Genomic DNA, 25,814 nt, shown 5'->3' on the forward strand with positions numbered 1-25,814 from the left:
ATTCATAACTTTGGTATAACTAATTTATAAATCAGAATGAAAGACGTTGTTATTGTATCTGCTGTGAGAACCCCCATTGGTAGCTTTGGAGGCGCTCTGGCAAGTTTCTCAGCCCCACAACTTGGTGGCATCGCGATTAAAGCTGCTGTAGAAAAAGCTGGAATTAAACCAGAAGATGTACAGGAAGTATATATGGGTAATGTATTATCGGCCAATTTGGGACAAGCACCAGCAACACAGGCTGCAAAATTTGCAGGCTTACCTGATGTACCCAACACTACAGTCAATAAAGTATGTGCTTCAGGCACAAAAGCCATTATGCTGGCCGCTCAAAGCATCGCCCTTGGCGAAAATGACATTGTGATTGCCGGTGGTATGGAAAGCATGAGTAATGTACCTTATTACCTGGACAAGGCCAGAAATGGTTATCGTTTAGGCCATGGTCAAATTACCGATGGTTTGGTAAAAGACGGACTATGGGATGTATACAATGATTACCACATGGGCTCTGCTGCAGAGCTTTGCGCGGTAGAATGTGGCTTTAGCCGGGAAGAACAAGATGCCTTTGCCATCAGTTCCTACAAAAAGTCACAAGCTGCACAAGCTTCGGGTAAATTTGATGCCGAAATTGTAGCCGTTGAAGTGAAAGACCGTAAAGGCGACATCACCCTGGTTTCTAAAGATGAAGAACCATTTGCTGTTAAATTTGATAAAATACCAGGTTTAAAACCGGCGTTTAAAAAAGACGGTACAGTAACCGCGGCAAATGCCTCCACCTTAAATGACGGCGCAGCAGCATTGGTTTTAATGAGCGCAGATAAAGCCAAAGAACTGGGATTAAAACCATTGGCTAAGATCCTGGCCTATGCTGATGCACAACAGGCACCGGAATGGTTTACTACTGCACCGTCCAAGGCAATTCCGCTGGCTTTAAAAAGAGCAGGAAAAACACTACATGATGTGGATTTCTTCGAAATAAATGAAGCTTTTTCTGTAGTTTCACTGGCCAACAATAAAGAAATGAATTTAAATGCAGATCAGGTAAATGTAAATGGTGGCGCAGTATCGCTGGGGCATCCACTAGGTGCTTCGGGTGCCAGAATTGTAGTGACTTTATTAAGCGTTTTGGCTCAAAACACAGGTAAAATCGGTGTTGCAGGGATTTGTAACGGTGGTGGCGGTGCCAGCGCAATTGTTGTAAAAAGCTTAAACTAAATGACCAAGGCCTTAAAACCTTTATTCATCATCATCTTTTTGTGCTGTGCCGGAGCAAGTGTTCTGGCACAGCATACTTATGATCTAAATGCCAATTCCCGCTTAAACAGTTCCCGGGATTCCTTGATCAACCTCAGTGAACTCACTTTCAAAAAGGAAGACAACCAGGATCGTTTTACGGCCAATGCAACCTTTATAAAAACATTGGTTCGGGCTTTAAAAACTCCGGGATCTTTCAATTACAGTTTCGATTCGGTGAAAAAGATCACCGTACTGAAATCGCCCGACAATAGTTTTAGAATCATCTCCTGGTATGTGCCGCTAAACGATGGCACTTATCGCTATTTCGGAACCATACAAATGGCCACCAAAGATGGCCGCCTGTCACTGCTTCCTTTAATCGACGGGACAGATAACATAAATGATACAAATGCAATCACCAGTAATAAAAACTGGTATGGTGCCCGGTATTATCAAATCATTCCGGTCATTGCCAATGGCCATCAACCTTATTATATATTATTGGGCTGGAAAGGTAACAATGCCAAAACTTCTAAAAAAGTGATAGAAATCCTGTCCTTCGATAAAACAGGATTACCCGTTTTTGGTAAAAATATTTTTGACGGAGCCAAAGGCGACAAATCTAAAAACAGAATCGTTTTTGAATATAACAAACTCAATTCCATGACATTGACACTAGACAAAAATGTCAACATGATTGTTTTTGATCACCTCGCTCCATTCTCCGCAGAAATGGAAGGCAACTTTGAGTTTTACGCTTCGGATTTAAGTTTTGACGCTTACAAACTTTTGAACGGACGCCTGAAACTGGTAGAAAATATAATTCTTAAGAATGAGCCCAATGCCATGGATGAGCTATACATCGATCCAATGAATAAAAACATTGTACCGGAAAAGAAGCTTTAAGTGTACTTGATACACCTTTATCATGCATTATAAATTTGTGAGTTTGCATTCATGTAACTATCTTGCGCGATGCTTTTGGGCAGGGATATACCAGTACAACTAAACTATACTTATTTATATACTTTCAAGACACATGCTTAACATTCAGATATGCAAATATTTATAGCGCATCAATATTAAATTACAAGCTCGTCCCCTATTTAACAACCGGATAACTAACTAAATCTTACTATAAATATTTCACAAAAAAACTAACAATGAATACACAAAGTTTGGATACGCCAAATAATTTTTTCGAAAATAAGGTCATCGGACATCCCGCGGGTTTGTTCGTCCTTTTCTTTACGGAGATGTGGGAAAGATTCTCCTACTATGGGATGCGGGCTTTATTGGTACTGTTCCTGACTTCTTCTTTAATCGGAGAAAATGCAGGATGGGGTTGGCCAAGAGAATATGCACTGGCAATTTATGGTTCATATACGGGTCTGGCTTATTTAACACCAATTTTAGGTGGATACATAGCCGACAGGATTATTGGTTACCGTTGGGCCGTTATTGTAGGTGCCCTGCTCATGACTTTAGGTCACCTTTCTATGGCGATTGAAATAGATCATTCTTTCATGTACCTGGGCTTGTGCCTATTGGTATTGGGTAATGGTTTCTTCAAACCGAACATGACTTCGATCATTGCACAGATGTACAAACAACACCCGGAGAAAAAAGATGGTGCCTACACCATTTTCTATATGGGTGTAAATGCAGGTGCATTTTTAGGGATGTTGCTTTGCGGTTACATTGGCGAAAACAAAGACTGGGGATGGGCTTACGGATTCGGTTTAGCCGGCATCTTTATGTTCATCGGGATGTTACAATTCTACTTTACGCAAGGTATTTTTGGTAACATCGGTTTGAAACCGTTAAAAACTGAAGAGAAAGATCTTACTGAAACTCCGGATGAGGCAACCAGAAATCCCTTTTCTAAGTTTGACTTAATCGTAATTGGTTTAATTGCGGTAATTGGCCTTTCCTGGATCATCAACGATCCGGTATCTAAAATTACCAGCATGAGTATCTTCAATTTCCAGGTGGCCGGCATTGCAGGCAGTAACCTTATGATTGTGATTGCATTGGTATTGTTCTTATTTATCCTGGTGAAAAGGATATCTCAATACACGCCCGTTTTAAGAGATAAAATGATCGCGGTAATTATCCTTGCTTTCATCACCATCTTTTTCTGGGCATCTTTTGAGCAGGCTGGTGGTTCAATGACCATCTTTGCAAAAGATTATACCCAAAGGGTGCTAACCGGCGATTCTAAAGTGATTTTCAATGTGGTAAACACCCTAATTACGGTAATCCCATTGATGATCATCTCTTATGTATTGTTAAAACTATTCGCTAAAACTTTCGGCAAATACTCTTTAGGTAACATCATCCTGGCTTCTGGCTTTGTGATCATCTGGGTAATTGTAATTTACATGCTTAAAAATCAGTACAGCGAAGTTAAATCTGAAGTTCCTGCCACCTGGTTCGGTATTTTAAACTCCTTGTTCATCATCAGCTGTGCGCCTATTGTGTCCAAACTATGGGAAAGTAAATACAACCCTTCTGCGACTTTTAAAAACGGTTTCGGAATGATCTTATTGGGTATTGGTTTCGCCGTACTGGCTTATGGTGCAAGTACCATTCCCCAGGGCGCAGCTGTGGCATCGGTGAGCATGATCTGGCTGGTTCTGGCTTACTTCTTCCACACCATGGGCGAACTGTTCATTTCCCCGGTTGGTTTGTCTTATGTGAGTAAATTGGTTCCGGGAAGGATGATCGCCATCATGTTCGGTATCTGGTACCTCGCTATTGCCATTGGTAACAAAATAGCAGGTACTATGGGTGGTATGATTGACGAGATTACTTCGAAATATTCCATGACGACTTTCTTCCTGATCTTCACTTTTATTCCGGTGGGTCTGGGTCTCATCATCATGTTACTGACTCCAGTCCTTAAACGATTAATGCACGGCGTAAAATAATAAAAAAAGCCTTTGAGATCTCACTCAAAGGCTTTTTTCAATTCATAGAAAAAATCAAAATGCAACAAGACATTACACTGGAGGAAATCCAGGACTTTAAAGGTAAATACCCAAAGCAACTTTGGGCCTTATTTTTGGTAGAGATGTGGGAACGTTTTTGCTTTTATGGCATGCGTGGAATGCTCGCTATTTTTATGATCGACAAGATTGTCGGACTTTCACTTAGCGATAAAGACGCCAATCTACAGTACGCTGCCATCCAGGCATTTGTATATGCATTTACTTTCCTCGGTGGTATTTTTGCAGATAAAATTCTAGGTTTCAGAAAATCACTCTTCTTTGGTGGCATGATTATGATTCTTGGGAACTTAATTATTGCCGCGTCACCAAAAGAGTTCTTCTACATTGGAATTACGCTTTCTATTATCGGAACTGGCTTTTTCAAACCCAATGTTTCATCTATGGTGGGCGACCTCTATAAAGAAGGTGATGGACGCAGAGATGCAGGATACGGAATGTTCTATGCAGGCATCAATATTGGTGGTTTATTGGGCGGTGCTTTATGTGTATACCTGGGTAAATATGTTTCCTGGAATTATGCCTTCCTTGCGGCGGCCATTGTTATGGCTTTGGGATTGATTACCTTCATCTTTACCAAGAAAACGCTGGGCCCAATTGGTGATTCTCCTTTAAAACACATGCCTGCAGGCAAGAAAAGAACGCGCGAAATTGGCGTGTACATGTTCTCGCTGATCTCCATTCCTTTAATTTTGATCATGGTTCAAAACACGCATTATACAGACTACTTCATGTATACCATTGCGCCTTTGTCGGTCATCTATTTCTTGTATGAAACCTTTAAAGTGGAGGACCGGAAGTTCCGTATGAAATTATTTGCTGCATTTATCTTCATTTTCTGTTACTTCCTGTTTAATGCCATCTATGAACAGAGTGGTGGCTCTTTAGCCCTTTTTGCAGAAAAGAATTTATCACATACCTTATTGTTCTTTAACATTGACCCGAACGTAGTCAACAACAGTTCCAACTCTTTATTTGTAATTGTATTGAGTCCGCTGATTGGCTTATTGTGGTTATGGCTGGCAAAAAAGAAAATGGAACCAAATTCTATCATTAAATTTGGTATTGGGTTCCTGTTCCTGGCCGCTTCATTTTACATCTTCTTTTACACCCGTTTCTTTGCAGATGCCAATGGTGTAACCTCATTAAATCTATTTACTTTAGGTTATTTTGTGACCACGATCGGCGAACTTTGCCTGGGTCCGATTGGCATGTCACTGGTAACCCAACTATCGCCTAAAAAACTGACAGGTATGATGATGGGTATGTGGTTTTTAGCCAGTGCATTCGGACAGTTTGCAGCGGGTAAATTTGGTGCGGAAATGTCGGTGAGTGGCGACAACGTTTCATTATTGACCAAACTGGAATCTTACACGTCTGGTTATTATCAATTGGCCATCTACGCAGCCATTGCTGGTGTATTCCTGATCCTGTTCTCTCCATTGATCAAGCGCCTAATGCAAGGCGTAAGCTAGAATGACGTTTATTTAACATATTTTAACCCGTAACCCTAACCCGGTTGCGGGTTTTTCCATTTAGTTTCCATAATTTCGCCAAATAATTTATTTACCGTGTCAGACAGCCTAATTATAATTCCAACATACAACGAAAAAGAAAACATTGAAAGGATCATTAGAAAGGTATTTTCTTTGAGTTATTTTTTCGAAATCCTGATCATTGATGATGGATCCCCGGATGGCACGGCTGATATTGTTAAAAATTTACAACAGGAATATCCTGCCCTGCATTTAGAACAACGCAGCGGAAAGCAAGGATTGGGCACGGCTTACATCCATGGCTTTAAATGGGCATTGGAAAGACCGCAGTATGAATTTATCTTTGAAATGGATGCCGATTTTTCGCACAATCCGGATGACTTGATTCGCTTGCGCACAGCCTGTGTAGCTGGTGCTGATCTGGCGATTGGTTCACGGTATGTAAATGGCGTAAACGTGGTAAACTGGCCGATGAGCCGGGTTTTGATGTCTTATTTTGCATCAATGTATGTGCGCACAATCACCAGGATCAAAATTCAGGATGCCACTGCCGGTTTTAAATGTTACAGACGCAAAGTGCTTCAAACCATTCCAATGGACAAGATCAAGTTTGTGGGTTATGCTTTCCAGATTGAAATGAAATTTACAGCAATTAAATATGGTTTCAACGTAGTTGAAGTACCCATCATTTTTACAGACCGTACCGAAGGTTCCTCAAAAATGAGTACCAGTATTTTCAGGGAAGCTTTTATTGGGGTCATCCAGATGAAAGTATGGAGCTGGTTTAGAAAATATTAGTCCTTCCTTTCCTTGCCATCCCGCATCATGGTACCAAAGTCCCAGCCTTGATCCATAGCAGAGATAATCTTCACGATTCGTTTGGTTCTTGTGGCTTCTGTCTTAGCCGTGTTGAGCCAGTTGATATAGTAGTTTTGGTGAGATTTAGGTTGCTTTAAAAAATTTTGCATCAAATGCGCTTCATCTGAGAGATATATTTCCAGATCTTCAGGCATTTCAATTTTGAAGGTGGTATCTTCTGTCAAAGACAATTCAAGCACTGCTCCTTTTTCTTTTCTCAACTTTTTACGCAGTGCTCCGTTTAAGGCAATGATGAAATTTCCCTCCCCCATTGGCACCATGGAAACCCCTTCAATCGCGACCTGATCCAGGTACCCTTTCACCCTAAAGCTTTTTCTACAATCTGATTTGATCTGATTGGCAATAGCTAATGGAATGAAAACGTAGGTCCAGCCTGTTTTTTCACCCATGTCATGGAAACGTTCTATTTCTGCTTTGAAAGTGATCATACAAGCTTAAAGATAAGGAAGAATTTAGTGATTTTTGTTAGAATTTCTCTTCAACCCCGAGCCCAAATAAAGCGAAATCGTACTTCACCGGATCTAAAGGATCAAATTTGAGTAATTCATTCGTCAGTTCCACTGCAGTTCTCCAATCGGTTTGTTTGCGCTCAATTAAACCAAGTCTCCTCGCCACACGATCCACATGTACATCACAAGGACAAATCAAATCTTTGGGTTGAAGCGTGTTCCAAATCCCAAAATCTACACCCAGACTGTCTTTTCGCACCATCCACCTCAGGAACATATTCAACCTTTTACAAGTGGATTTTTGCAAGGGAGAAGAAACATGTTTGATCGTTCTTCCCGGAAAATCTGGCAAAGAGAAGAAATAAGACCGGAAATAATTGAGGGAACGTTCAATGAGCGGTTTTTGCAGGTCTAATTCAGACAGCATACAACTGGAAGAGGCATACAATCCACCTTCCTCATAATTCCCTAAAACCTGGGCGGATACAAAGTCTGCCTGAAAGATATCACCAGGAGGCAAAAATGCCGTTTCCAGACTATCAGATTGCTGGTAATGCTGGTTAAAAAAAGCAACAAAATACAGCAGATCGGTATCATTAAAGGTCCGGTGTTTAAAGCCAAGTAACCTTTTCAGATCCTGATCGCCGTGATGCAGCATGAAATTATACGGATCATTATCCATCCGGTTAAACAATTCATTACACTTATTAATGATCGTTTTACGCTGTCCCCAAGCTAAAATTGCCGCAAAAAATGCGGCAATTTCGATATCTTGTTGCTTTGAATATTGATGCGGAATACAAATGGGATCATTTTCAATGAAGTTGGGCCGGTTGTACTGGCCATACTTCATGTCTAAAAAATCTTTCAGTTCTAAGAATTCCAATCGTTTCTATTTAAAATTTAAATTTATTTAAGCGCCTGCTCAAGGTCGGCCAGTAAATCGTCAATATCCTCTACACCTACGCTTAAACGCAACAGGTTATCAGTTACCCCTACCTTTTCACGTTCCTCTTTTGGGATAGAACCATGAGTCATGGTAGTTGGATGATTGATTAAAGATTCTACACCACCCAGTGATTCTGCTAAGGTAAATACCTTGAAGGACGAAGCCACACGGAAAGTCTCCTGCAAGTCGGCATCTTTTAACGTAATGGATACCATACCACCAAAGCCACGCATTTGTTTTTTGGCAATGTCGTGGTTGGGATGATCTTCAAAACCAGGCCAATAGATCTTATCTATTTTCGGGTGGTTTTTCAGGAAACGGGCTACTTTTTCACCATTCTCGCAATGCGCTTTCATGCGCAGATGTAAAGTTTTAATCCCCCTAAGCACCAGGAACGCATCTTGCGGACCAGGCGTAGCACCACAGGCATTGTAAATGAACCAAAGGTCTTTGTACAATTGATCATCATTGACCAATAAGGCCCCCATGACCACGTCAGAGTGACCACCAATATATTTCGTTACCGAATGCATAACAATATCTGCCCCTAAATCCATAGGATTTTGCAGGTACGGAGAAGCAAAAGTATTGTCCACCGCCAGCAGCAACTGATGCGCTTTGGTAATTTTAGCCACGCCCTCAATGTCGATGATACGCATGGTTGGATTGGTTGGTGTTTCTATCCAGACCAGTTTGGTTTTCTCGTTCACATATTCGAGAATATTTTCAGGCTTGGCCAGATCAATAAAATGAAATTTGATGCCGTATTTTTCATATACTTTAGTAAAAATACGATACGAACCACCATAAAGATCGTTTCCGGTAATCACCTCATCGCCAGGCTTCAACAACCGCATTACCGTATCCGTTGCACCCATACCACTAGAGAAAGCCAGTCCGTATTTGGCATTTTCCAATGCTGCCAGGCAATCTTCCAATGCTTTACGCGTTGGGTTTGTTCCCCTGGAATATTCATAACCTTTGTTGTCTCCAGGCGATTTTTGCCAATAGGTAGACGTTTGATATATAGGCGTCATTACTGCGCCGGTTGTTGGATCAGGCTCCTGGCCTGCATGGATCGCTTTAGTTGCAAATTTCATATCTTTCGTTTTTTAGTAAGCCCTGGCAAACAAGACCCTTTGTTTAGAAGGTTTCCCAGAGTAAATACAAATGCCATCTTCCAGTTTATTGTCTAAAGGAACACAACGGATTGTCGCTTTCGTTTCCTCTTTGATCTTTTGCTCGGTTTCAGGCGTACCATCCCAATGCGCGGCAATAAATCCAGCTTTAGTATCCAGCAATTCTTTAAACTCATCGTAAGAATTAACTTCCGTAATGTGTTCGTTACGGAACGTAGCTGCCTTATTGTAAATGTTTTCCTGTATTTGTTCAAGCAACTGCACCAGGTAAATTTCGAGCCCATCCTGTGTAACTGTTTGCTTTTCCCTGGTATCGCGGCGCGCTACTTCTACTGTTCCGTTTTCCATATCTCTGCCACCAACTGCAATCCGGATCGGAACACCTTTCAGTTCATATTCAGCAAATTTAAATCCAGGACGCTGGGTATCGCGGTCGTCATACTTCACAGATACACCCATTCTTTTCAGCTTGGCAATCAATTCATCAGCAAAGCCGGATATGTTTTTAAGTTCTTCTTCAGTTTTATAGATTGGCACAATAACCACTTGTATAGGTGCCAGTTTTGGCGGCAATACCAAACCTGCGTCATCACTGTGTGCCATGATCAATGCACCAATTAAGCGGGTTGAAACACCCCATGAGCTGGCCCATACATGTTCAATTTTACCTTCTTTATTGGTGAATTTCACATCAAAAGCTTTGGCAAAGTTTTGTCCGAGGAAATGGGAAGTGCCTGCCTGCAATGCTTTACCGTCCTGCATCAAAGCTTCAATACAATACGTATCCAGCGCTCCTGCAAAACGTTCGTTTGGTGTTTTAACACCCTTAACTACCGGCACTGCCATCCAGTTTTCAGCAAAGTCTGCATATACATCCAGCATTTGTTTCGTTTCTGCCACAGCCTCTTCCGAAGTGGCGTGAGCCGTATGACCTTCCTGCCATAAAAATTCAGTGGTCCGCAAGAACAAGCGGGTACGCATTTCCCAGCGTACTACGTTGGCCCACTGGTTAACCAGGATTGGCAAATCACGGTAAGATTGAATCCAGCCTTTGTATGTATTCCAGATGATGGTTTCCGAAGTTGGTCTGACAATCAGTTCTTCTTCCAGTTTGGCAGTTTCGTCGACAATAATGTTTCCGTTGCCATCATTTTTAAGACGATAATGTGTCACAACGGCACATTCTGTGGCAAAACCCTCTACGTGCGAGGCTTCTTTAGAAAAAAATGACTTAGGAATGAATAAAGGAAAATAAGCATTGCTGTGACCGGTATCTTTAAATTTCTGGTCTAAAACCGCCTGCATCTTCTCCCAAATGGAATATCCATAGGGTTTTATCACCATACAACCCTTTACGGATGAGTGCTCTGCCAGGTCAGCCTTTATAACAATGTCGTTATACCACTGGGAATAATCTTCGTTTCTGCTTGTAATACCTTTGCTCATAACTGATTGGAACGTTTTTTGTGTTAATTAACTTGTATCGTAGGTTACAAATTTATAAATTTATACCTACAAAAGTACGTTGAACACACACAAACAATATATAGTTATGAAACCTAATCATTTATTCACCAGTATGCTGGCAGTAGCAACGATAGTTGTTGCGTCATGCTCTGCGCCGCGGATGGCACAGCAAAATACAAATGATGATGTTTATAATTCTGTAGCAAGAGCACAGGAATATAAACCGCAGGCACCTGTTAGTCAGCAACAGTATAACCAGCCTGACGAATATTATGGTACCAGCGACCCATATTACGACATGGATTACTCTTCACGTATCAATAGATTCTACAATTATCGCCCATGGAATAGCTATTACGATCCATACTTTGACGGTGGTTACTACGGTGGTTATGGCGGCGGATTCGGAATTGGCTTCGGCGGCGGATGGGGATTATCGATGGGCTTAGGCTACGGTTCTTTATGGAATGGTGGCTGGGGTAACTATTATTCTCCTTTCTACGGCGGTGGATTTGGCTGGAACAATTACTATGGTGGTGGCTATTACGGCGGCGGCTTATGGGGTGGCGGTTACTATCCGGGTTATATAGGAAGTGGTTTTTATACCGGAAGAACAACCAATGTACCAAGACCATCCATGGGTAACAGAGACGGATCAAACATGGGTCGTCCTACTTATGGCAACAGCAACGGTATTTCTCCAAGATCAGCACGTGGACAAAGCGGCGGAAACACAACCTATTCAAATGGTCGTCCGCAAACCAGTTATGGCGGAAATAGCGGCAGACCTACAAGAGGTGGTGAGGTTTCAAGACCAGTGCAAACAGAGAGTTCAAGACCAAGCAGAACTGAAAATACCAGACCTACTTACACACCCCCTCCTTCTTACACACCTCCTCCAAGTTCATCAGGTGGCGGTTCTGGCGGAAGTTCAGGCGGCGGAATGGGCGGTTCAGGCGGCGGAAGACCAACCAGGGGTGGCAGATAATCTTTAACAAAGACATTTATGAAAAAATCAATACAGATGCTGATGGTGGCTATGGTAGCCACCGTAAGCACAACATATGCGCAGTACGCGGGTGATGCCATCCGGTTTTCAAACGGAAATTATGGCAGTTCGGCACGTTTTAAAGGAATGGGTAATGCCCAAATCGGCGTTGGTGGTGATATGAGCTCACTGGGTGGAAACCCGGCAGGACTTGGTCTATTTACCAGATCTGAATTTAGCCTGACACCTGAGTTTAACTCAGCCAGTTCAAAAGTAAATTACCTTGGCGAAACCAGTAAAGACAGTTACAACAAGTTAAACCTGAACCAACTGGGCGTAGTATGGTACAATCCAACTTACAGACCACAAGGACAAAATACCCAAACAGGTGTACTGAGCACCGTTTTCGGAATTGGCTACAACCGGAACAATGATTATACATTGAGGTATAACTACGGCGGAACAAATAAAGTAAACTCGATCCGTAATTATTTTTCTGATCTGGCCAATAACAATATGGCCAATGATGGAAAAGGAACATTAGCTGCCAACTCCATTGAAGATGATGCATTTTACGGATATTTGATCAATTTCAATGCCCCGGGAAGCGTAGGAAAATACTCTGCTGCACCTTTCAGTACCAACCTGCAAACGGTTAACGAAAAAGCATGGGGTGGAACTTCTGAATTGGATTTTTCTGGTGCTTTAAATATTTCGAACACCGTATATATCGGTGCCAGCGTTGGTTTTGTAAACGTACATTATAACAATGAATCAGATTTCAGGGAAAGCGGCGTAGTTAATCCGTATAACAACGATCCAACTCAGGGAGCTGTTGGTTATACCGGAACCGAAAATTACACGCTTTCATTTAGACGTAGTCAGGAAACTAAAGGCTCTGGTGTCAATGCCCGCGTTGGTGTGATCGTTAGACCGGTTGATAATTTCAGAATTGGTGCTACAGTGCAAACACCTACCTGGTTGAGCATCGATGACTATACCACTGATTATTTAAGCAATACCCTGACTGGCGGTTCTAAAGGTACTTTTAACTCAGACAATACATTAAAGGAATATCCTTTTTCCTATAACCTGAGAACGCCGCTGAAAAGCTCTGTAGGTGCAAGTTATGTCATTGCCGGCCAAGCCATCATTTCAGGAGATGTGGACTTTATCGATTACTCCAGTACACATTTCTCAGACAATAGCGGGAATTCTGACAGCAGACAAACGATCTACTACCAGAATCAGGACATTAAAAGCAATTACACATCTGCCGTTAATTACCGTTTTGGTGGAGAATATAAAATTTCAAACTTAAGTTTAAGAGCAGGATTCGGTGTAAATGGCAGCCCTGTAAAAGATGATGACAACAAAGTTTTTGAAACCAAGTATTATACTGGTGGTATTGGCTACCGCTTCGATCAATACTATTTTGATTTAGCTTACCAACGCATCAATACACAGAACACCATGAGTTCTTATACCTTAAATGACGGTACGGAACCCTATGCGACAACCAAAAACGGATTGAACAATGTGTTCCTTACTTTTGGCGTGAGGTTCTAAAAGCAATAGAAAAGATTTAAAAAGGGCTATCATTTCGTAATGATAGCCCTTTTTTATGAATTGACAATATACTTAAAGATTACAGCATACCGTATAAAGAAGCACCTTTTACAGCCAACCGTTCTATATTTCGTTCCACAGCTTCATCCTTGATCAACTCAGGTGCATGATGTGGCTTTTTACGTGCATCAATAATTACAGGACCGGTACAGCCCCAATGCTTGTTTTGGATAAAGGCCCCGATGCCATGAATGTCTGTAGCCGGATTACTTCTTGTAAATGTTACCCAAACCAGGTTATTGATATTTTCAGCTGTAAAAGCAGCATCGTCACACAATACAATCAAGGCAACACTTTCCAGGTTTTCAGTTTTTAACTTTTCGTTAAGTTGAGCCACCTCCGCTTCAGCCGCTTCTGCAGTCTGGTAAGCAGGTAATTGCAAAGTGAGCACCCCTGGAATAGCCAGATTAAACCCACCATAATTTCCAGCATGGATACCTGCAGGCAATGTGGTACATAAATTTCTTTTAGCCGTACCAGCTGCTGCAAAAACTACTTTAGATCCGCTATTCAAGCCTTCACCGCTATAATCCAATGTATCGATCGTGGTATTGGTATAAAAATGCAGGTCAGTTTTAAAATCCATCCGGCTCAATACATGCTGCATAAATGCAGACAGATCATGGGTATCCAATGCTTCGTCGTCTTCTCTTGCGGCGATAAATAAATACTTGGCCAGACTCAATTGGTTCTTACCTAAAATATGGTTGGCTATGGTTAAAATCTCTTGCGGCCGGCGTTCCTTTAAATAAGGCGTATACCTTTCACTACCTATAGCAAACAACAGCGGGTGTACGCCTGCGGCATCCACAGCATTTACTTCTTTTAAACCATGAATTTCTTTTGGCAATGCCGAACCCGCAATTTCATGAATCAGGGCACCAAAACTGGTATCCTCTTGTGGCGGACGCCCTACCACGGTAAATGACCAGATGGCATCCTTACGGTGATAGACATTGTGCACCTTCATCAGCGGGAAAGGATGTGTTAAACTATAATAACCCAGATGATCGCCAAATGGCCCCTCTGGTTTATTTTCTTGCGGATAAACCGTTCCAGTGATCACAAAATCAGCATCTGCAGAAATACAGAAACCTTCCTCATCGTAAAAGTACCTGAACCGCCGGTTCCCCAGGGCACCTGCAAAGGTCATTTCCGACAAGCCTTCCGGAAGCGGCATCACCGCAGCCAGAGGATGTGATGGCGGTCCACCGACAAAAATGCTGACTTTAAGTGGTAGTCCTTTTGCGTTGGCTTTACTCTGGTGCACCCCGATTCCGCGGTGAATCTGGTAGTGTAAACCGATTTCCTTGTTCAGCTCATAATCATTTCCGGCGAGCTGAATCCTGTACATACCCAAATTGGCATTTAAGATTCCTTCTTTATCAGGATCTTCAGTATAAACCTGGGGCATGGTCACAAAAGGCCCTCCATCCATCGGCCAATTCACAATTTGTGGTAAAGCACTAATGGTCGTTTTACTGAATGTATTTTTGAAAGTTTGCTTTAAGGGCAATGCCGTCAGGGCAGTAAAGCCAATTCCCGGAAGTTTAAAGGGATTTTTCAAGGCTTTAACAGGATCTGAGCGCAGATTTACCAATTGCTCAACCTTAGGCAGACTGTCCCTGAACATAAATTTAGACCTTTCCAGCGTACCAAATAAGTTGGACACGGCCGGAAACGGACTCCCTTTAACGTTTTCAAAATATAGGGCCGGCCCCTGCTTTTCATAAACACGCAGGTGTATCGCTGCCATTTCCAGGTATGGATCTACCTCTTCTTTGATTCTGATTAAATGACCGTGTTTTTCCAGGTCGGCAACACATTCTGCTAAACTTTTGTATCCCATCGCTTCAAAGATATTAAAGAATTATGGCCTTGCAAGGTTAATAAAAACAGAAAAGCCCTGCTAAATAGCAGAGCTCTCGTTATTATAGGGATGCGGATATCATTTTTTACCAGCAAATGAACGAAGCATCCAGGTGTTTTTCTCTTTAAATTGCATAAAACGGTTAACCATATCATTTGAACCGTCATCGCCAGCTTTATCAGTCGCTTCCAATAAATCACGCTCCAGTTCAATAAGCTTAGCCATATCTTCCAGAACGGCATCTACCATATCCAGATCTTTTAAGCCAATGGTATCGATTTCTTTAATTTGTGATTCTTTAATATAATCTGCAAAACGGCTATGCGGCGGTTTTCCAAGTGTTAAAACACGCTCAGCGATTTCATCAATCGTCAATTGTGCATTGGTATATAATTCTTCAAATTTAATGTGCAGGGTAAAGAAATTCTGACCTTTCACATTCCAGTGACAACCTCTTAATTTTTGGTAATGAATGTGGTAATTGGCCAGGTAATCATTTAACATGTCTACTACAGGTTTTACTTCTTTTTCATTTAAACTAATTTCTTTTGCGTCCATGATGTATTGTAATTTTTAATCTTGATGTTTGTTTGAATGACAGTATAACAAAGTAATCCAATTTTGGTTTTAAAAATTCTTAACTGAAGAAGGGCAATAGCCCCCGGGAAAGAACGTTTAATATTCAAAATTGACGCTTTATTTATATTATTCGTATAATTGCTCAATAAAATTAGAAGGACATTAATGCATAAATATTATATAGTATCGTTATTCGGTATTCTTTTTAACATATCGGCGGTAAGCGCCATCACCAGGGATTCCATTGGTGTAGAAAACAATAAGGGGAAAAAGTTAATTGTACATCAGGTAGTTGCCAAAGACACCTATTATTCCATCGGAAGAAGATATAACGTGCTTCCTAAGGATATTATGGCTTTCAATGACAGCAAATACCTGCAGATTGGCGTGATTGTTAAAGTCCCGACCAATATCCCATTTACTGCGGCAGCCCCGGTCAATACAGCGCCTGCGAAAGTTGAAAACGCAACGGTAGCCAATTCTGACGGTAATTTGACCGAACACATCGTACAGAAGAAAGAAAACTTAAACATGCTGGCTGAAAAGTATGGCACTACAGTAAATGACATCAAACGAATAAACAACCTGCCCAACAACAATTTACAAATTGGGCAGCGTTTAAAAATCCCGGCAAAAGATGCGCCGCAGCAAACCGAACCGATTGCAGAATCACCGAAACCGGCAGAACCTGTAGTAAAGACAACGCCGGTTATTGAAAAACCTAAAAAAACAGAACCTGTAGTGGTAAAAAAAGATGTACCACAACAAGTACCTCCTGCAGATAAGTCCAACGAGGAATTTATTGAACATACTGTTGCTTCCAACGAAACCATTTATTCTATAGCCACAACCTATAAAATGACAATGGATCAGCTGAAAGCTAAAAACAACCTGACAGACAACAGTTTGCATGTGGGTCAGAAACTTTTGATCAAAGGACAATACCCGCCTAAAAAAGTATTCAGTCCGGCAACAGATCCACAATTACACCCGGATACGTTAAATTCAATTAAAGATCCTGCACTGAGATATCCGGCAAGCAAGTACGGATTGAACCAGATCGACGAAAAAGGAACTGCCTTATGGATTGATGATCCGAACCTGGAATCTTCAAAAATGTATGTGTTACACCGCTCTGCCCCAGTTGGAACAGTAATGAAAATTACCAACCCAATGACCAACAGGTCTACTTTTGCCAAAGTTATTGGTAAATTTACCGAAAATGAATCTACAAAAGACGTGATGATTGTAATGAGTAAAGCCGTAGCTGACGCGCTGGGCGCACTGGATAAAAGATTTTTTTGCAACTTAACATACGGCGGACAAGATAATGAGTAACAAGCCTTTCATTATAGGAATAGCGGGAGGTAGTGGCTCTGGCAAAACCTTTTTTTTAAATTCATTCCTGCATCATTTTAAGCAGGATGAAGTGACCCTGGTTTCTCAGGATGACTATTATTTTCCTGCCGGAGAGATGACCCAGGAAGAAAATAAGTTATACAATTTTGATTTACCGCGCACCATTGACAACGAACAGTTTTTACTCGATATTAAAAAACTGATTAAAGGTGAAGTGATTTATAAAAAAGAATACAACTTTAACAATCCCCTTGCGGTGACTAAAATTCTGGAGATTAACCCGGCACCCATTATCATTGTAGAAGGGCTCTTCATTTTGCATTTCAAAGAAATTGCAGCACTGCTTGACCACAGAATATTTGTTGAGGCTGACGACAGCGTAGCCTTACAACGCCGCATTAAACGCGACGGTATGGAACGCGGCTACCCGGAAGAAGATGTCTTATACAAGTGGCACAACCATGTGGTACCTGCTTATCACGAATTTTTACTCCCTTATAAGGATACCTGCGATACCATTGTGATCAATAACGAGGATACCCCAGATCAGATCATCAAAATAACAGAAGAAATTTCGGTGGTATTGAAAGATAAATACTGCCACAGGAACGATTAACCTGATTGCTTAAAAAAAAGAAAGGCGCCTGCAAAACAGGCGCCTTTTCTATAGGACAATTTTATTAGTCTAATTTCATCTCCGGCACATTGTCCGCTGCAATTAACCTACCCAGGGTAGATTGCCTGATGAAATCAACACTCACGCCCGGAGCCCGTTCAATTAGCCTGAAACCACCTTCCGGCAATACGTCCAATACAGCCAGCTCAGTCACAATCTTTTTAATACAATTGACACCAGTCAGGGGCAAAGTACATTTAGGCAGCAACTTGCTCTCTCCTGCTTTATTTACATGCTGCATGGCCACAATGATATTTTTTGCCGAAGCAACCAGATCCATTGCCCCACCCATGCCCTTAACCATTTTTCCTGGTATTTTCCAGTTGGCAATATCGCCGTTTTCAGAAACTTCCATGGCTCCTAAAATGGTCAGGTCTATTTTCTGACTGCGGATCATGCCAAAGCTCAATGCAGAATCAAATATCGAAGAGCCCGGTAAAGTAGTGATGGTCTGTTTACCGGCATTGATCAGGTCAGCATCCTCTTCCCCTTCAAAAGGGAAAGGCCCCATACCCAATAAGCCATTTTCGGACTGTAAAACCACATTGATTCCTTCAGGGATATAATTGGCAACCAATGTAGGAATACCAATACCCAGGTTGACATAAAATCCGTCTTTTATTTCTTTTGCGATGCGTTGCGCAATTCCATTTTTATCCAGCATATCTTGATGGGATTATCCTTTAGTTCTAACCGTACGTTGTTCTATTCTCTTTTCGTAATCTGCTCCCTGAAAAATCCGGTGAACAAATACCCCCGGGGTATGGATGTGATCCGGGTCAAGTGCGCCAGCTTCCACAAGCTCTTCTACTTCTGCAATCGTTACTTTTCCTGCCATAGCCATTACCGGGTTAAAATTACGGCTCGTAGACCTGAAAATCAGGTTTCCGGCAGTATCACCCTTCCAGGCTTTTACAATCGCAAAATCGGCTTCAAAAGCATATTCCATCAGGTAATCTTTACCATTAAAATTACGGACTTCCTTGCCCTCTGCAACTTCAGTACCTACACCTGCTGGTGTAAAAATAGCAGGCATACCATAACCTGCTGCCATGCAGCGGGTAGCCAAAGTACCTTGCGGGATCAGTTCAACTTCCAATTCACCACTCAGCAACTGGCGCTCAAACTCGGCGTTTTCTCCTACATAAGAAGAAATCATTTTCCTGACCTGACGTTGTTGCAACATCAGTCCGATCCCGAAGTCATCAACCCCGGCATTGTTAGAAATACAGGTTAAATCTTTCACGCCATTTTTAACCAGGGCGGCAATACAATTTTCGGGAATCCCGCAAAGTCCAAATCCACCCAGCATCAGGGTATGACCATTTTCAATGTCTTTTATAGCTTCTTCAGCACCTGAAACAACTTTATTAATCATAGTTAAGGTTTTGCTGCTAAATTATACTATATATTGCTTATCGCCAATATAATTTGCCGAACTAGTTGAAATAAACGTAGGTAATTCCGTCTCCACCCCGATCCGCATGTTCATCTTCCACGCGGTTCACCTGGCTGTATTTCTTCAGATATTCACGAATCAGTTTCCTTAAAATACCGTCGCCTTTACCATGGATCAGTTTAATAAAAGGAAAGCCCATCATGATCGATTTATCCAGATATTTCTCTACTTCATGCAAAGCATCATCTCCACGCATACCACGCAGATCCAGCTCTGCATTGAAACTGCTGATCGCTTCTGAAATACTCCCGGTATAAGAATTGCTTTGTGCTGCCTTTTTAGCCTGCTTATTGCTGATCTTATATACCCGGTTCTTTTTCAGAACAGACCTCAGGTCACCCAGGGCAACGACCAGGTTATCGCGGTTAATTTCCAGCACTTGTCCGGTTGTTTCGCTGTTGTGCAATTGCACCCAGTCCCCTACTTCAATCGGTGTATTTAAAGGCATTACCACTTCCGGTTTTTTCTCTTCCTTCACCTGGTGCTGCACCATCACCTTTTGCAGGTTCTGTCTCAGTTGTTTGGTAACTTCCTTATCGGCTTGTTTATCTTTAATTTCAGCAATCGTATTCTCTACCAGCTTATTGGCATTTTTGATGATGGCCTGGGCCTCCAGTTTAGCCTCCTTAATCAGCACCCTTCTGTTCTCATCCAAAAACTCCCTTAGCTTTTCATTCTCGGTTACCAGGTTTTTCACCTTGTTTTGCTGATTGGACAAATGAAGTTTGGTATCATATATCTGTTTTTTCTCCCTCTCCAGATCAACCAGCAAGCTGTCTATACGGTTCTGATTGGTTCCCGTTTTGGCCCGCGCCAGTTCCAGCACTTCTTTCTGTAAACCGATATTCTGTGCAATTTCAAAAGCATAGGAGCTACCGGGTTTACCGATTTCCAGCACATACAATGGCTTCATTTTATCGTTGTCAAACAACATCGAAGCATTTTCCAGCCCTTCAGTATTTCCTGCAAACAACTTCAAATTGGAATAGTGCGTGGTAATTACCCCACGTACCTTTTTATTGTTCAGCACTTCCAGCACAGCTTCGGCCATTGGACCACCAAACTGCGGGTCAGTACCTGTTCCAAACTCATCAATCAACACCAGGGACTTTGGGCTGGCATGGGCCACAAAATAGCGCATTTTAGTCAGGTGGGCACTATAGGTACTCAAATCACTTTCTATGGATTGGTCATCACCAATATCAGCAAAAATATTGTCGAAAATACCAACTTCGCTGGATTCATGAACAGGGATCAGCAAACCAGACTGTACCATCAACTGGAGCAGGCCCACAGTTTTCATACAAACCGATTTACCGCCCGCATTTGGGCCCGAAACCAATATAATCCGCATCCCTTCATTGATGTGGATGTTTAAAGGCACTACCGTTTTTTTATCGGCTTTAAAGGACAGATACAACAAAGGGTGCCGCGCATTGATCAGCTTGGTTTTTGCTTCCTTAATCAGAACCGGCATATCCGCCTCTACCTCAATGGCAAACAAGGCCTTGGCGCGTACAAAATCAAGTTTGGTCAGAAAGCCATGGTACGAAAGTAGCAATGGCGTATAAGGCCTTAAATCGGTAGTCAGCGCAATTAAGATCCTGATGATCTCCCTGCGCTTGTCAAATTCCAGGTCCCGCAGTTTGTTGTTCAAGGTAAATACCTCTTCCGGCTCGATGTAAACAGTCTGTCCACTTGCAGATTCATCGTGAATAAATCCCCTCAACTTCCTTTTATTCTCTGCCAATACCGGGATACACATCCGGCCATCACGAATGGTTAAACTTCCGTCTGCCACCCAGTTGTTGCCAACAGCTTGCTTATAAATCGAATCCATGCGCTTACGCACATCTTGTTCCGTTTTGGCAATATCTCCAATAATGCTTTGCAATTCCGGCGAAGCATTCGGCTTGATCTTACCTTTCGGATCCAATACGGTTTCTATTTTTTTAAGGATGCCCTTTTCTACAGGCATATGCTCAAATAAAGCTTCCAGGTTTGGATACACTTCTTTACGCTCATCAAAATACCGCAATACAGAAAATACCGTCTGCAATGAGGCGTACATCTGATGCAATTCATCCTCTACCAGGTAAGTCCCTTCTACCCTGATTTTCTCAGCCAGGCTTTTAATGTCAAAAAAAGTACTGATCTGTAAAGGCTCCTGGTTTTCCAGGATACTTTTAAATTCATGGGTCTGGCGTAAAAACTTATTGATCTGATCGTATTTGACCATCACCTGCATTTTCTCTACCATTTGCTGGCCCATCGGACTCAGACAGTGTTTATAGATAAGCTGTTTTACCTCACTAAAACCCAACCGCTCCAAACAATTCTCCGGATATAACATGTCTATCTTAATATTTTGGTTCTATATAGAACATTTTTGATTTGATCACTTCTAATTTCTTTGTGGTGTCCTTTTTAGCCGTATCCCTTAACAAAATACGGGCATAAAAAATGGAATCCGACTTACGTGTCGAGTCCATCACCATTTTTAAACGCAGTTTAGCTGCCGCCTTTGCCGCAACAATAGAATCTGCCTGAACAATCGTGTTGCGGTCCTTAGTCAGTTCATCTGTTACTTTTTTATAGATATCGGTCATGATCCGCGGCTCTTTGTAATAATAATTCAAACTTTTATTGTAAACCGCCGAATCGATATCATACTTTTTATATACACCTTTGTAATAGGCTGCAGCCATTTTTTTAGCCGAATCTACACTGGGTGTCATGGCAATATAGCCATCAACCAGGTGAATATCATGCAATACCTTAGCCATTTCATCCGGCTGTATGATATCTTTTGGTATACCAGGTTTACAGCCCGAAATGAAAAAAAAGACGACTACGATATATAAAAAGTTCTTCATTATGTTTAAAACATCATTATTTCTTAGCCAAAGTTCGCTAAGGTTATTAATTTTACCAAAAATACTGATAAATGAGTATAGCAGATAACTTATTAAAATATAAAAACGAATTAGAAGCAGATGGCGTACAACTGGTTGCAGTGTCTAAATTCCAGGATGCCGCTGCAGTGCAGGAAGCTTACGATGCCGGACAGCGCGTATTTGGCGAAAACATCGTACAGGAACTCGTTGATAAACAAGCACAATTGCCCCAGGATATCCAATGGCACCTGATCGGACATTTACAAACCAATAAGGTAAAATACATCGCTCCTTTTATCAGCGTAATTGAATCGGTAGACAGCCTGAAGCTACTCATCGAAATTAATAAACAGGCCGCAAAGCACAAACGTGTGATTGATTGCCTGCTCCAGATTTACATTGCAGATGAAGACACCAAATTTGGTTTAGGCTTTGATGAGGCGATTGAACTGCTTCGCTCAGAAGAATATGCCACATTAAAAAACATCCGTATTGTAGGTTTAATGGGAATTGCCAGCAACCATGCTGCAGACAAGCAGACTACAGATGAATTTACAGAATTGAAAGTCCTTTTTGACGGCATCAAACTCAGCTTTTTCAGAAAAGAAGACACTTTTAAAGAAGTATCTATGGGCATGTCCGGCGATTATAAATTGGCTGTTGAAGCCGGAAGCACGATGGTACGCATCGGCAGCAGTATTTTTGGTAAAAGGGTAATTAAGCATTACAAAACGGAATGAGTGTAACGATCAGAGTAGCGAGGAAAGCCGATTGTCCGCGGTTATTGGAATTGGTGCATGAGCTGGCGCTTTACGAGCGGGCACCGGAAGAAGTGACGGTAACACTGGAAGAATTTGAAGAAGCCGGTTTTGGAGAAACACCAGTCTGGAAAGCATTTGTTGCCGAAGAAAATGGTTTTATTGCCGGTTTTGCCATATATTACATTCGCTTCTCCACCTGGAAAGGTTCCCGCCTGTACCTGGAAGATTTTATCGTAACCGAATCTTACCGAGGAAAAGGAATTGGCAAATTATTATTCGAAACCGTGATGCAGGAGGCAAAAGAAAAGGGCTTCAATGGCATGAACTGGCAGGTGCTGGACTGGAACGAACCGGCACTGAATTTTTACAATAAATATGCCGCTCAAATCGAAGCTGGCTGGTTAAACGGTTCTTTTTCAAAAGAACAAATTCAAAATCAATAAACCCGGGTATCTTTATACCCTACATATCGTATGGAAGTATTCAAATTTGGCGGGGCATCGGTTAAGGATGCCGCAGGGATCATCAATGTTGCAAATATCATCCTCAATCGCAGCAAAACTCAGTTGCTGGTTGTGGTATCGGCCATGGGGAAAATTACCAATCAACTGGAAGACCTGACAAAGGCTTACCTTCAGGGCGATCCTGCAGTAGAAGAAATATTTAAGGCCGTAAAAAATTACCATTTCAACGTATTGAATGACCTTTTCCCGGACCATCAGGCAAGCATTTATGACGACATTGCCAATACTTTTGTAGAGATAGACTGGCTTTTGGAAGAAGAGCCTGATGATGCACCGGATTACATTTACGACCAGATTGTATCCATCGGAGAAATCGTCTCTTCGAAAATACTGGCCGCTTACCTGGCCAAACAACACGCTCATGTAAAATGGCTGGATGCCCGCAGTTTTGTGCATACCGACAATACTTATCGTGAAGGCCTGGTAAACTGGGAAAAAACAGAAGCTGAAATCAAAAAAACACTGGTTCCTTTATTGGAACAAAATATCGCTGTAACCCAGGGTTTTATTGGAAGCACCAGCGAGAATTTCACCACCACGCTTGGCCGTGATGGTTCTGACTATTCGGCAGCGATTTTTTCCGCCTGCCTGGATGCCAAATCCCTGACGATCTGGAAAGATGTACCTGGTGTATTGAATGCCGACCCCAAATGGTTTGATGAAACCGAAAGAATTCCGCAGTTATCCTACCATGATGCCATTGAACTGGCCTACTACGGCGCTACGGTAATCCACCCAAAAACCATTAAACCCATACAGAATAAGAACATCCCCTTATTTGTCCGTTCTTTTTTACAACCCGGCGCTGAAGGTACCAACATTACCGGACTCAATAACCACCTCCCTGTACCTTCTTTTATTTTTAAAGTAAACCAGGCATTAATCTCTATTTTTCCTAAGGACTTTTCTTTCATTATCGAAGAAAACCTAAGTGATATATTCAGCCTGTTCCACAAGCACAAGGTGAAAATCAATACCATGCTCAATTCGGCCATCAGTTTCTCGGTCAGCTTTGATCATGATCCTGTAAAATTGCAGGCCCTGATTACCGATCTTTCACTGCATTACAAAGTGAAATACAATACCGGCCTGGAACTGGTTACCATACGCTATTACAACCAGCAAACTATCGATCGCGTAACGGTTAACAAAAACATTTTATTGGAAGTTAAAAGCAGGAATACCTGCCAGATTGTGATGCGGGATAAAGTTCCGGCGACAACATAAAGCCTTTAAAGCACACCGGATTTGAACAGCCATATTTTAGACAGCAAAGTACAGCAATTTCTACAGGATCATTCAAAAGATGATGTGCATAAGCTTGCTATGGCTAAAAGCCCCTTTCCTGGAATTGAAGGTAAGGAACTGGCCAATCAGATCAGTGCTAAAAACAAATCGGCTAAAAAACTTCCAACCTGGCATCAGGCTAAAGCCATTTATTACCCGGCATTGCTATCTATTGAGCAATGCTCTTCGGAAAACACCGCGGCCTATAAAGCCAGATTAATCAAAGGAAACAGCCTGGTCGACTTAACAGGTGGCTTTGGGGTGGATTGTTATTATTTTGCGCAACATGCTGAAACCGTAGTACACTGTGAACTCAACGAAGACCTCTCAGCTATCGTGGCACACAATGCTCAGGTTCTGGGTGTGAAAAATATGCGGTTCATTGCCGGAGATGGCCTGGAATTTCTAAAAAACAGCAAGCTCACTTTTGATACCATTTACCTGGATCCAGCCAGGAGAAGTACAGCAGGTAAAGTATTTATGCTGAAAGACTGTACGCCAAACGTGGTTGAACATCTGGATCTGCTGCTGACAAAAGCCCCTCGGGTCATCGTAAAAACTGCACCACTGTTAGATATTGCTGCAGGTTTAAAAGAACTCAAAAACGTAAGCGAAGTACACATTGTCAGCGTTAAAAATGAATGTAAAGAACTGCTTTGGGTGATAGAAAGAAACCCATCAACAGCTTTAAAAATTATCGCTATAACCTTAAATGACCACGAAAAAAAGTTTAGCTTTAACAAAGGGGATGAAGAAAACAGCCTGCCAAAAATAACAGAAAAAAAATTGTCAGGGTACCTTTACGAACCCGATACGGCCTTACTTAAAAGCGGTGCATTCAATTTGATCGGCGAAACTTATGGCCTGGAAAAACTGCAGGCCCAAACCCAGCTTTACACAGCAAATCAAATTAACCCTGCTTTTCCCGGAAGGATCTTTAAGATCAATAAAATCATCACCGCCGGAGAACTCAAGAAAGAAAAAACGCTTATAGGCAATGTGATTGTCAGAAATTACCGCGACAAAGCAGAAAATCTGGTGAAGAAATACAAGATTAAACCCGACAATCATAAATTCCTCATTTTTACAGAAAGCAAGGCCGAAGGCTACCTGATTATTGATGCGACCATCGAGCAACATTATTAACACCTTCGGCACA

The 25,814-nt window shown here is 41.8% G+C and carries 23 protein-coding genes; 13 read left to right on the forward strand and 10 right to left on the reverse strand.

The features are described 5' to 3' along the window. The first annotated feature begins 36 nt into the window (after positions 1-36). The 5 genes from IM797_RS05325 (at position 37) to IM797_RS05345 (ending at position 6,541) form a co-directional block, all read left to right on the forward strand. Positions 37-1,215 carry an acetyl-CoA C-acyltransferase gene (locus tag IM797_RS05325; protein ID WP_194126040.1) on the forward strand — a complete coding sequence of 393 codons (1,179 nt, stop codon included), beginning with the start codon at positions 37-39 and terminating at the stop codon, positions 1,213-1,215. Continuing rightward, positions 1,216-2,142 carry a hypothetical protein gene (locus IM797_RS05330; RefSeq protein WP_194126041.1) on the forward strand — a complete coding sequence of 309 codons (927 nt, stop codon included), beginning with the start codon at positions 1,216-1,218 and terminating at the stop codon, positions 2,140-2,142. Positions 2,143-2,399: 257 nt separating this feature from the next. Further along, positions 2,400-4,169 (forward strand): peptide MFS transporter, encoded by a 1,770-nt coding sequence (locus IM797_RS05335; protein WP_194126042.1) that lies wholly within the window; start codon positions 2,400-2,402, stop codon positions 4,167-4,169. Between the two features lie 59 nt (positions 4,170-4,228). Further along, positions 4,229-5,722 carry a peptide MFS transporter gene (locus IM797_RS05340; RefSeq protein ID WP_194126043.1) on the forward strand — a complete coding sequence of 498 codons (1,494 nt, stop codon included), beginning with the start codon at positions 4,229-4,231 and terminating at the stop codon, positions 5,720-5,722. Positions 5,723-5,818: 96 nt separating this feature from the next. Then, positions 5,819-6,541: a polyprenol monophosphomannose synthase gene (locus tag IM797_RS05345; protein WP_194126044.1), complete on the forward strand. Its 723-nt coding sequence runs from the start codon at positions 5,819-5,821 to the stop codon at positions 6,539-6,541. Here the strand turns inward: IM797_RS05345 and IM797_RS05350 are convergent. From IM797_RS05350 to proS, 4 genes are read right to left on the reverse strand one after another with little or no spacing between them, the layout of a single operon-like run. Further along, positions 6,538-7,050, reverse strand: coding sequence for a YdeI/OmpD-associated family protein (locus tag IM797_RS05350; RefSeq protein ID WP_194126045.1), 513 nt, complete (start codon positions 7,048-7,050; stop codon positions 6,538-6,540). The genes IM797_RS05345 and IM797_RS05350 overlap by 4 nt on opposite strands. Before the next feature lie 37 nt (positions 7,051-7,087). Then, complete coding sequence (locus IM797_RS05355) at positions 7,088-7,957, reverse strand: TIGR02757 family protein (protein ID WP_228098719.1); 870 nt, start codon at positions 7,955-7,957, stop codon at positions 7,088-7,090. Between the two features lie 23 nt (positions 7,958-7,980). Next, a complete protein-coding gene (locus tag IM797_RS05360) occupies positions 7,981-9,120 on the reverse strand; it encodes a cystathionine gamma-synthase (RefSeq protein ID WP_194126046.1) in 1,140 nt (379 codons plus the stop codon). Between the two features lie 12 nt (positions 9,121-9,132). Then, positions 9,133-10,605, reverse strand: coding sequence for a proline--tRNA ligase (gene proS, locus IM797_RS05365; protein WP_194126047.1), 1,473 nt, complete (start codon positions 10,603-10,605; stop codon positions 9,133-9,135). Positions 10,606-10,711: 106 nt separating this feature from the next. Between proS and IM797_RS05370 the strand changes: the two genes are divergently transcribed. Then, positions 10,712-11,614 carry a hypothetical protein gene (locus IM797_RS05370; RefSeq protein WP_194126048.1) on the forward strand — a complete coding sequence of 301 codons (903 nt, stop codon included), beginning with the start codon at positions 10,712-10,714 and terminating at the stop codon, positions 11,612-11,614. An 18-nt stretch (positions 11,615-11,632) separates the two neighbouring features. Continuing rightward, a complete protein-coding gene (locus tag IM797_RS05375; RefSeq protein WP_194126049.1) occupies positions 11,633-13,183 on the forward strand; it encodes an OmpP1/FadL family transporter in 1,551 nt (516 codons plus the stop codon). Positions 13,184-13,262: 79 nt separating this feature from the next. Here the strand turns inward: IM797_RS05375 and IM797_RS05380 are convergent, their stop codons facing one another. Then, a complete protein-coding gene (locus IM797_RS05380; protein WP_194126050.1) occupies positions 13,263-15,092 on the reverse strand; it encodes a UbiD family decarboxylase in 1,830 nt (609 codons plus the stop codon). Between the two features lie 99 nt (positions 15,093-15,191). Then, on the reverse strand, positions 15,192-15,671 hold the full coding sequence (locus tag IM797_RS05385; protein ID WP_194126051.1) for a Dps family protein: 480 nt from the start codon (positions 15,669-15,671) through the stop codon (positions 15,192-15,194). A gap of 186 nt (positions 15,672-15,857) precedes the next feature. Here IM797_RS05385 and IM797_RS05390 point away from each other — a divergent pair, with 186 nt between their 5' ends. After that, positions 15,858-17,030, forward strand: a complete 1,173-nt coding sequence (locus IM797_RS05390; protein ID WP_194126052.1) for a LysM peptidoglycan-binding domain-containing protein — start codon at positions 15,858-15,860, stop codon at positions 17,028-17,030. Then, complete coding sequence (locus IM797_RS05395) at positions 17,023-17,667, forward strand: uridine kinase (RefSeq protein WP_194126053.1); 645 nt, start codon at positions 17,023-17,025, stop codon at positions 17,665-17,667. The genes IM797_RS05390 and IM797_RS05395 overlap by 8 nt, the downstream gene beginning before the upstream one ends. 64 nt (positions 17,668-17,731) lie before the next feature. Here IM797_RS05395 and IM797_RS05400 read toward each other — a convergent pair whose 3' ends face one another. The 4 genes from IM797_RS05400 to IM797_RS05415 form a co-directional block, all read right to left on the reverse strand. Beyond that, a complete protein-coding gene (locus IM797_RS05400; RefSeq protein WP_194126054.1) occupies positions 17,732-18,391 on the reverse strand; it encodes a CoA transferase subunit B in 660 nt (219 codons plus the stop codon). Between the two features lie 12 nt (positions 18,392-18,403). Continuing rightward, on the reverse strand, positions 18,404-19,105 hold the full coding sequence (locus IM797_RS05405) for a CoA transferase subunit A (protein ID WP_194126055.1): 702 nt from the start codon (positions 19,103-19,105) through the stop codon (positions 18,404-18,406). A gap of 61 nt (positions 19,106-19,166) precedes the next feature. Then, positions 19,167-21,539: an endonuclease MutS2 gene (locus IM797_RS05410; RefSeq protein WP_194126056.1), complete on the reverse strand. Its 2,373-nt coding sequence runs from the start codon at positions 21,537-21,539 to the stop codon at positions 19,167-19,169. A gap of 7 nt (positions 21,540-21,546) precedes the next feature. Then, complete coding sequence (locus tag IM797_RS05415) at positions 21,547-22,062, reverse strand: DUF4296 domain-containing protein (protein WP_194126057.1); 516 nt, start codon at positions 22,060-22,062, stop codon at positions 21,547-21,549. Between the two features lie 71 nt (positions 22,063-22,133). Here IM797_RS05415 and IM797_RS05420 point away from each other — a divergent pair, with 71 nt between their 5' ends. The 4 genes from IM797_RS05420 to IM797_RS05435 are packed head-to-tail and all read left to right on the forward strand — an operon-like array spanning position 22,134 to position 25,801. Next, entirely contained in the window at positions 22,134-22,823 is a 690-nt protein-coding gene (locus IM797_RS05420) for a YggS family pyridoxal phosphate-dependent enzyme (RefSeq protein WP_194126058.1), read from the forward strand. Beyond that, entirely contained in the window at positions 22,820-23,287 is a 468-nt protein-coding gene (locus tag IM797_RS05425) for a GNAT family N-acetyltransferase (RefSeq protein WP_194126059.1), read from the forward strand. The genes IM797_RS05420 and IM797_RS05425 overlap by 4 nt, the downstream gene beginning before the upstream one ends. Positions 23,288-23,317: 30 nt before the next feature. Continuing rightward, positions 23,318-24,595: an aspartate kinase gene (locus IM797_RS05430; protein ID WP_194126060.1), complete on the forward strand. Its 1,278-nt coding sequence runs from the start codon at positions 23,318-23,320 to the stop codon at positions 24,593-24,595. Positions 24,596-24,616: 21 nt separating this feature from the next. Beyond that, complete coding sequence (locus IM797_RS05435) at positions 24,617-25,801, forward strand: hypothetical protein (protein ID WP_194126061.1); 1,185 nt, start codon at positions 24,617-24,619, stop codon at positions 25,799-25,801. The last annotated feature ends 13 nt before the right edge of the window (positions 25,802-25,814 follow it).

Origin of the sequence: Pedobacter sp. MC2016-24 (assembly GCF_015223055.1) — a bacterium.
Classification (GTDB): Bacteria; Bacteroidota; Bacteroidia; order Sphingobacteriales; family Sphingobacteriaceae; genus Pedobacter.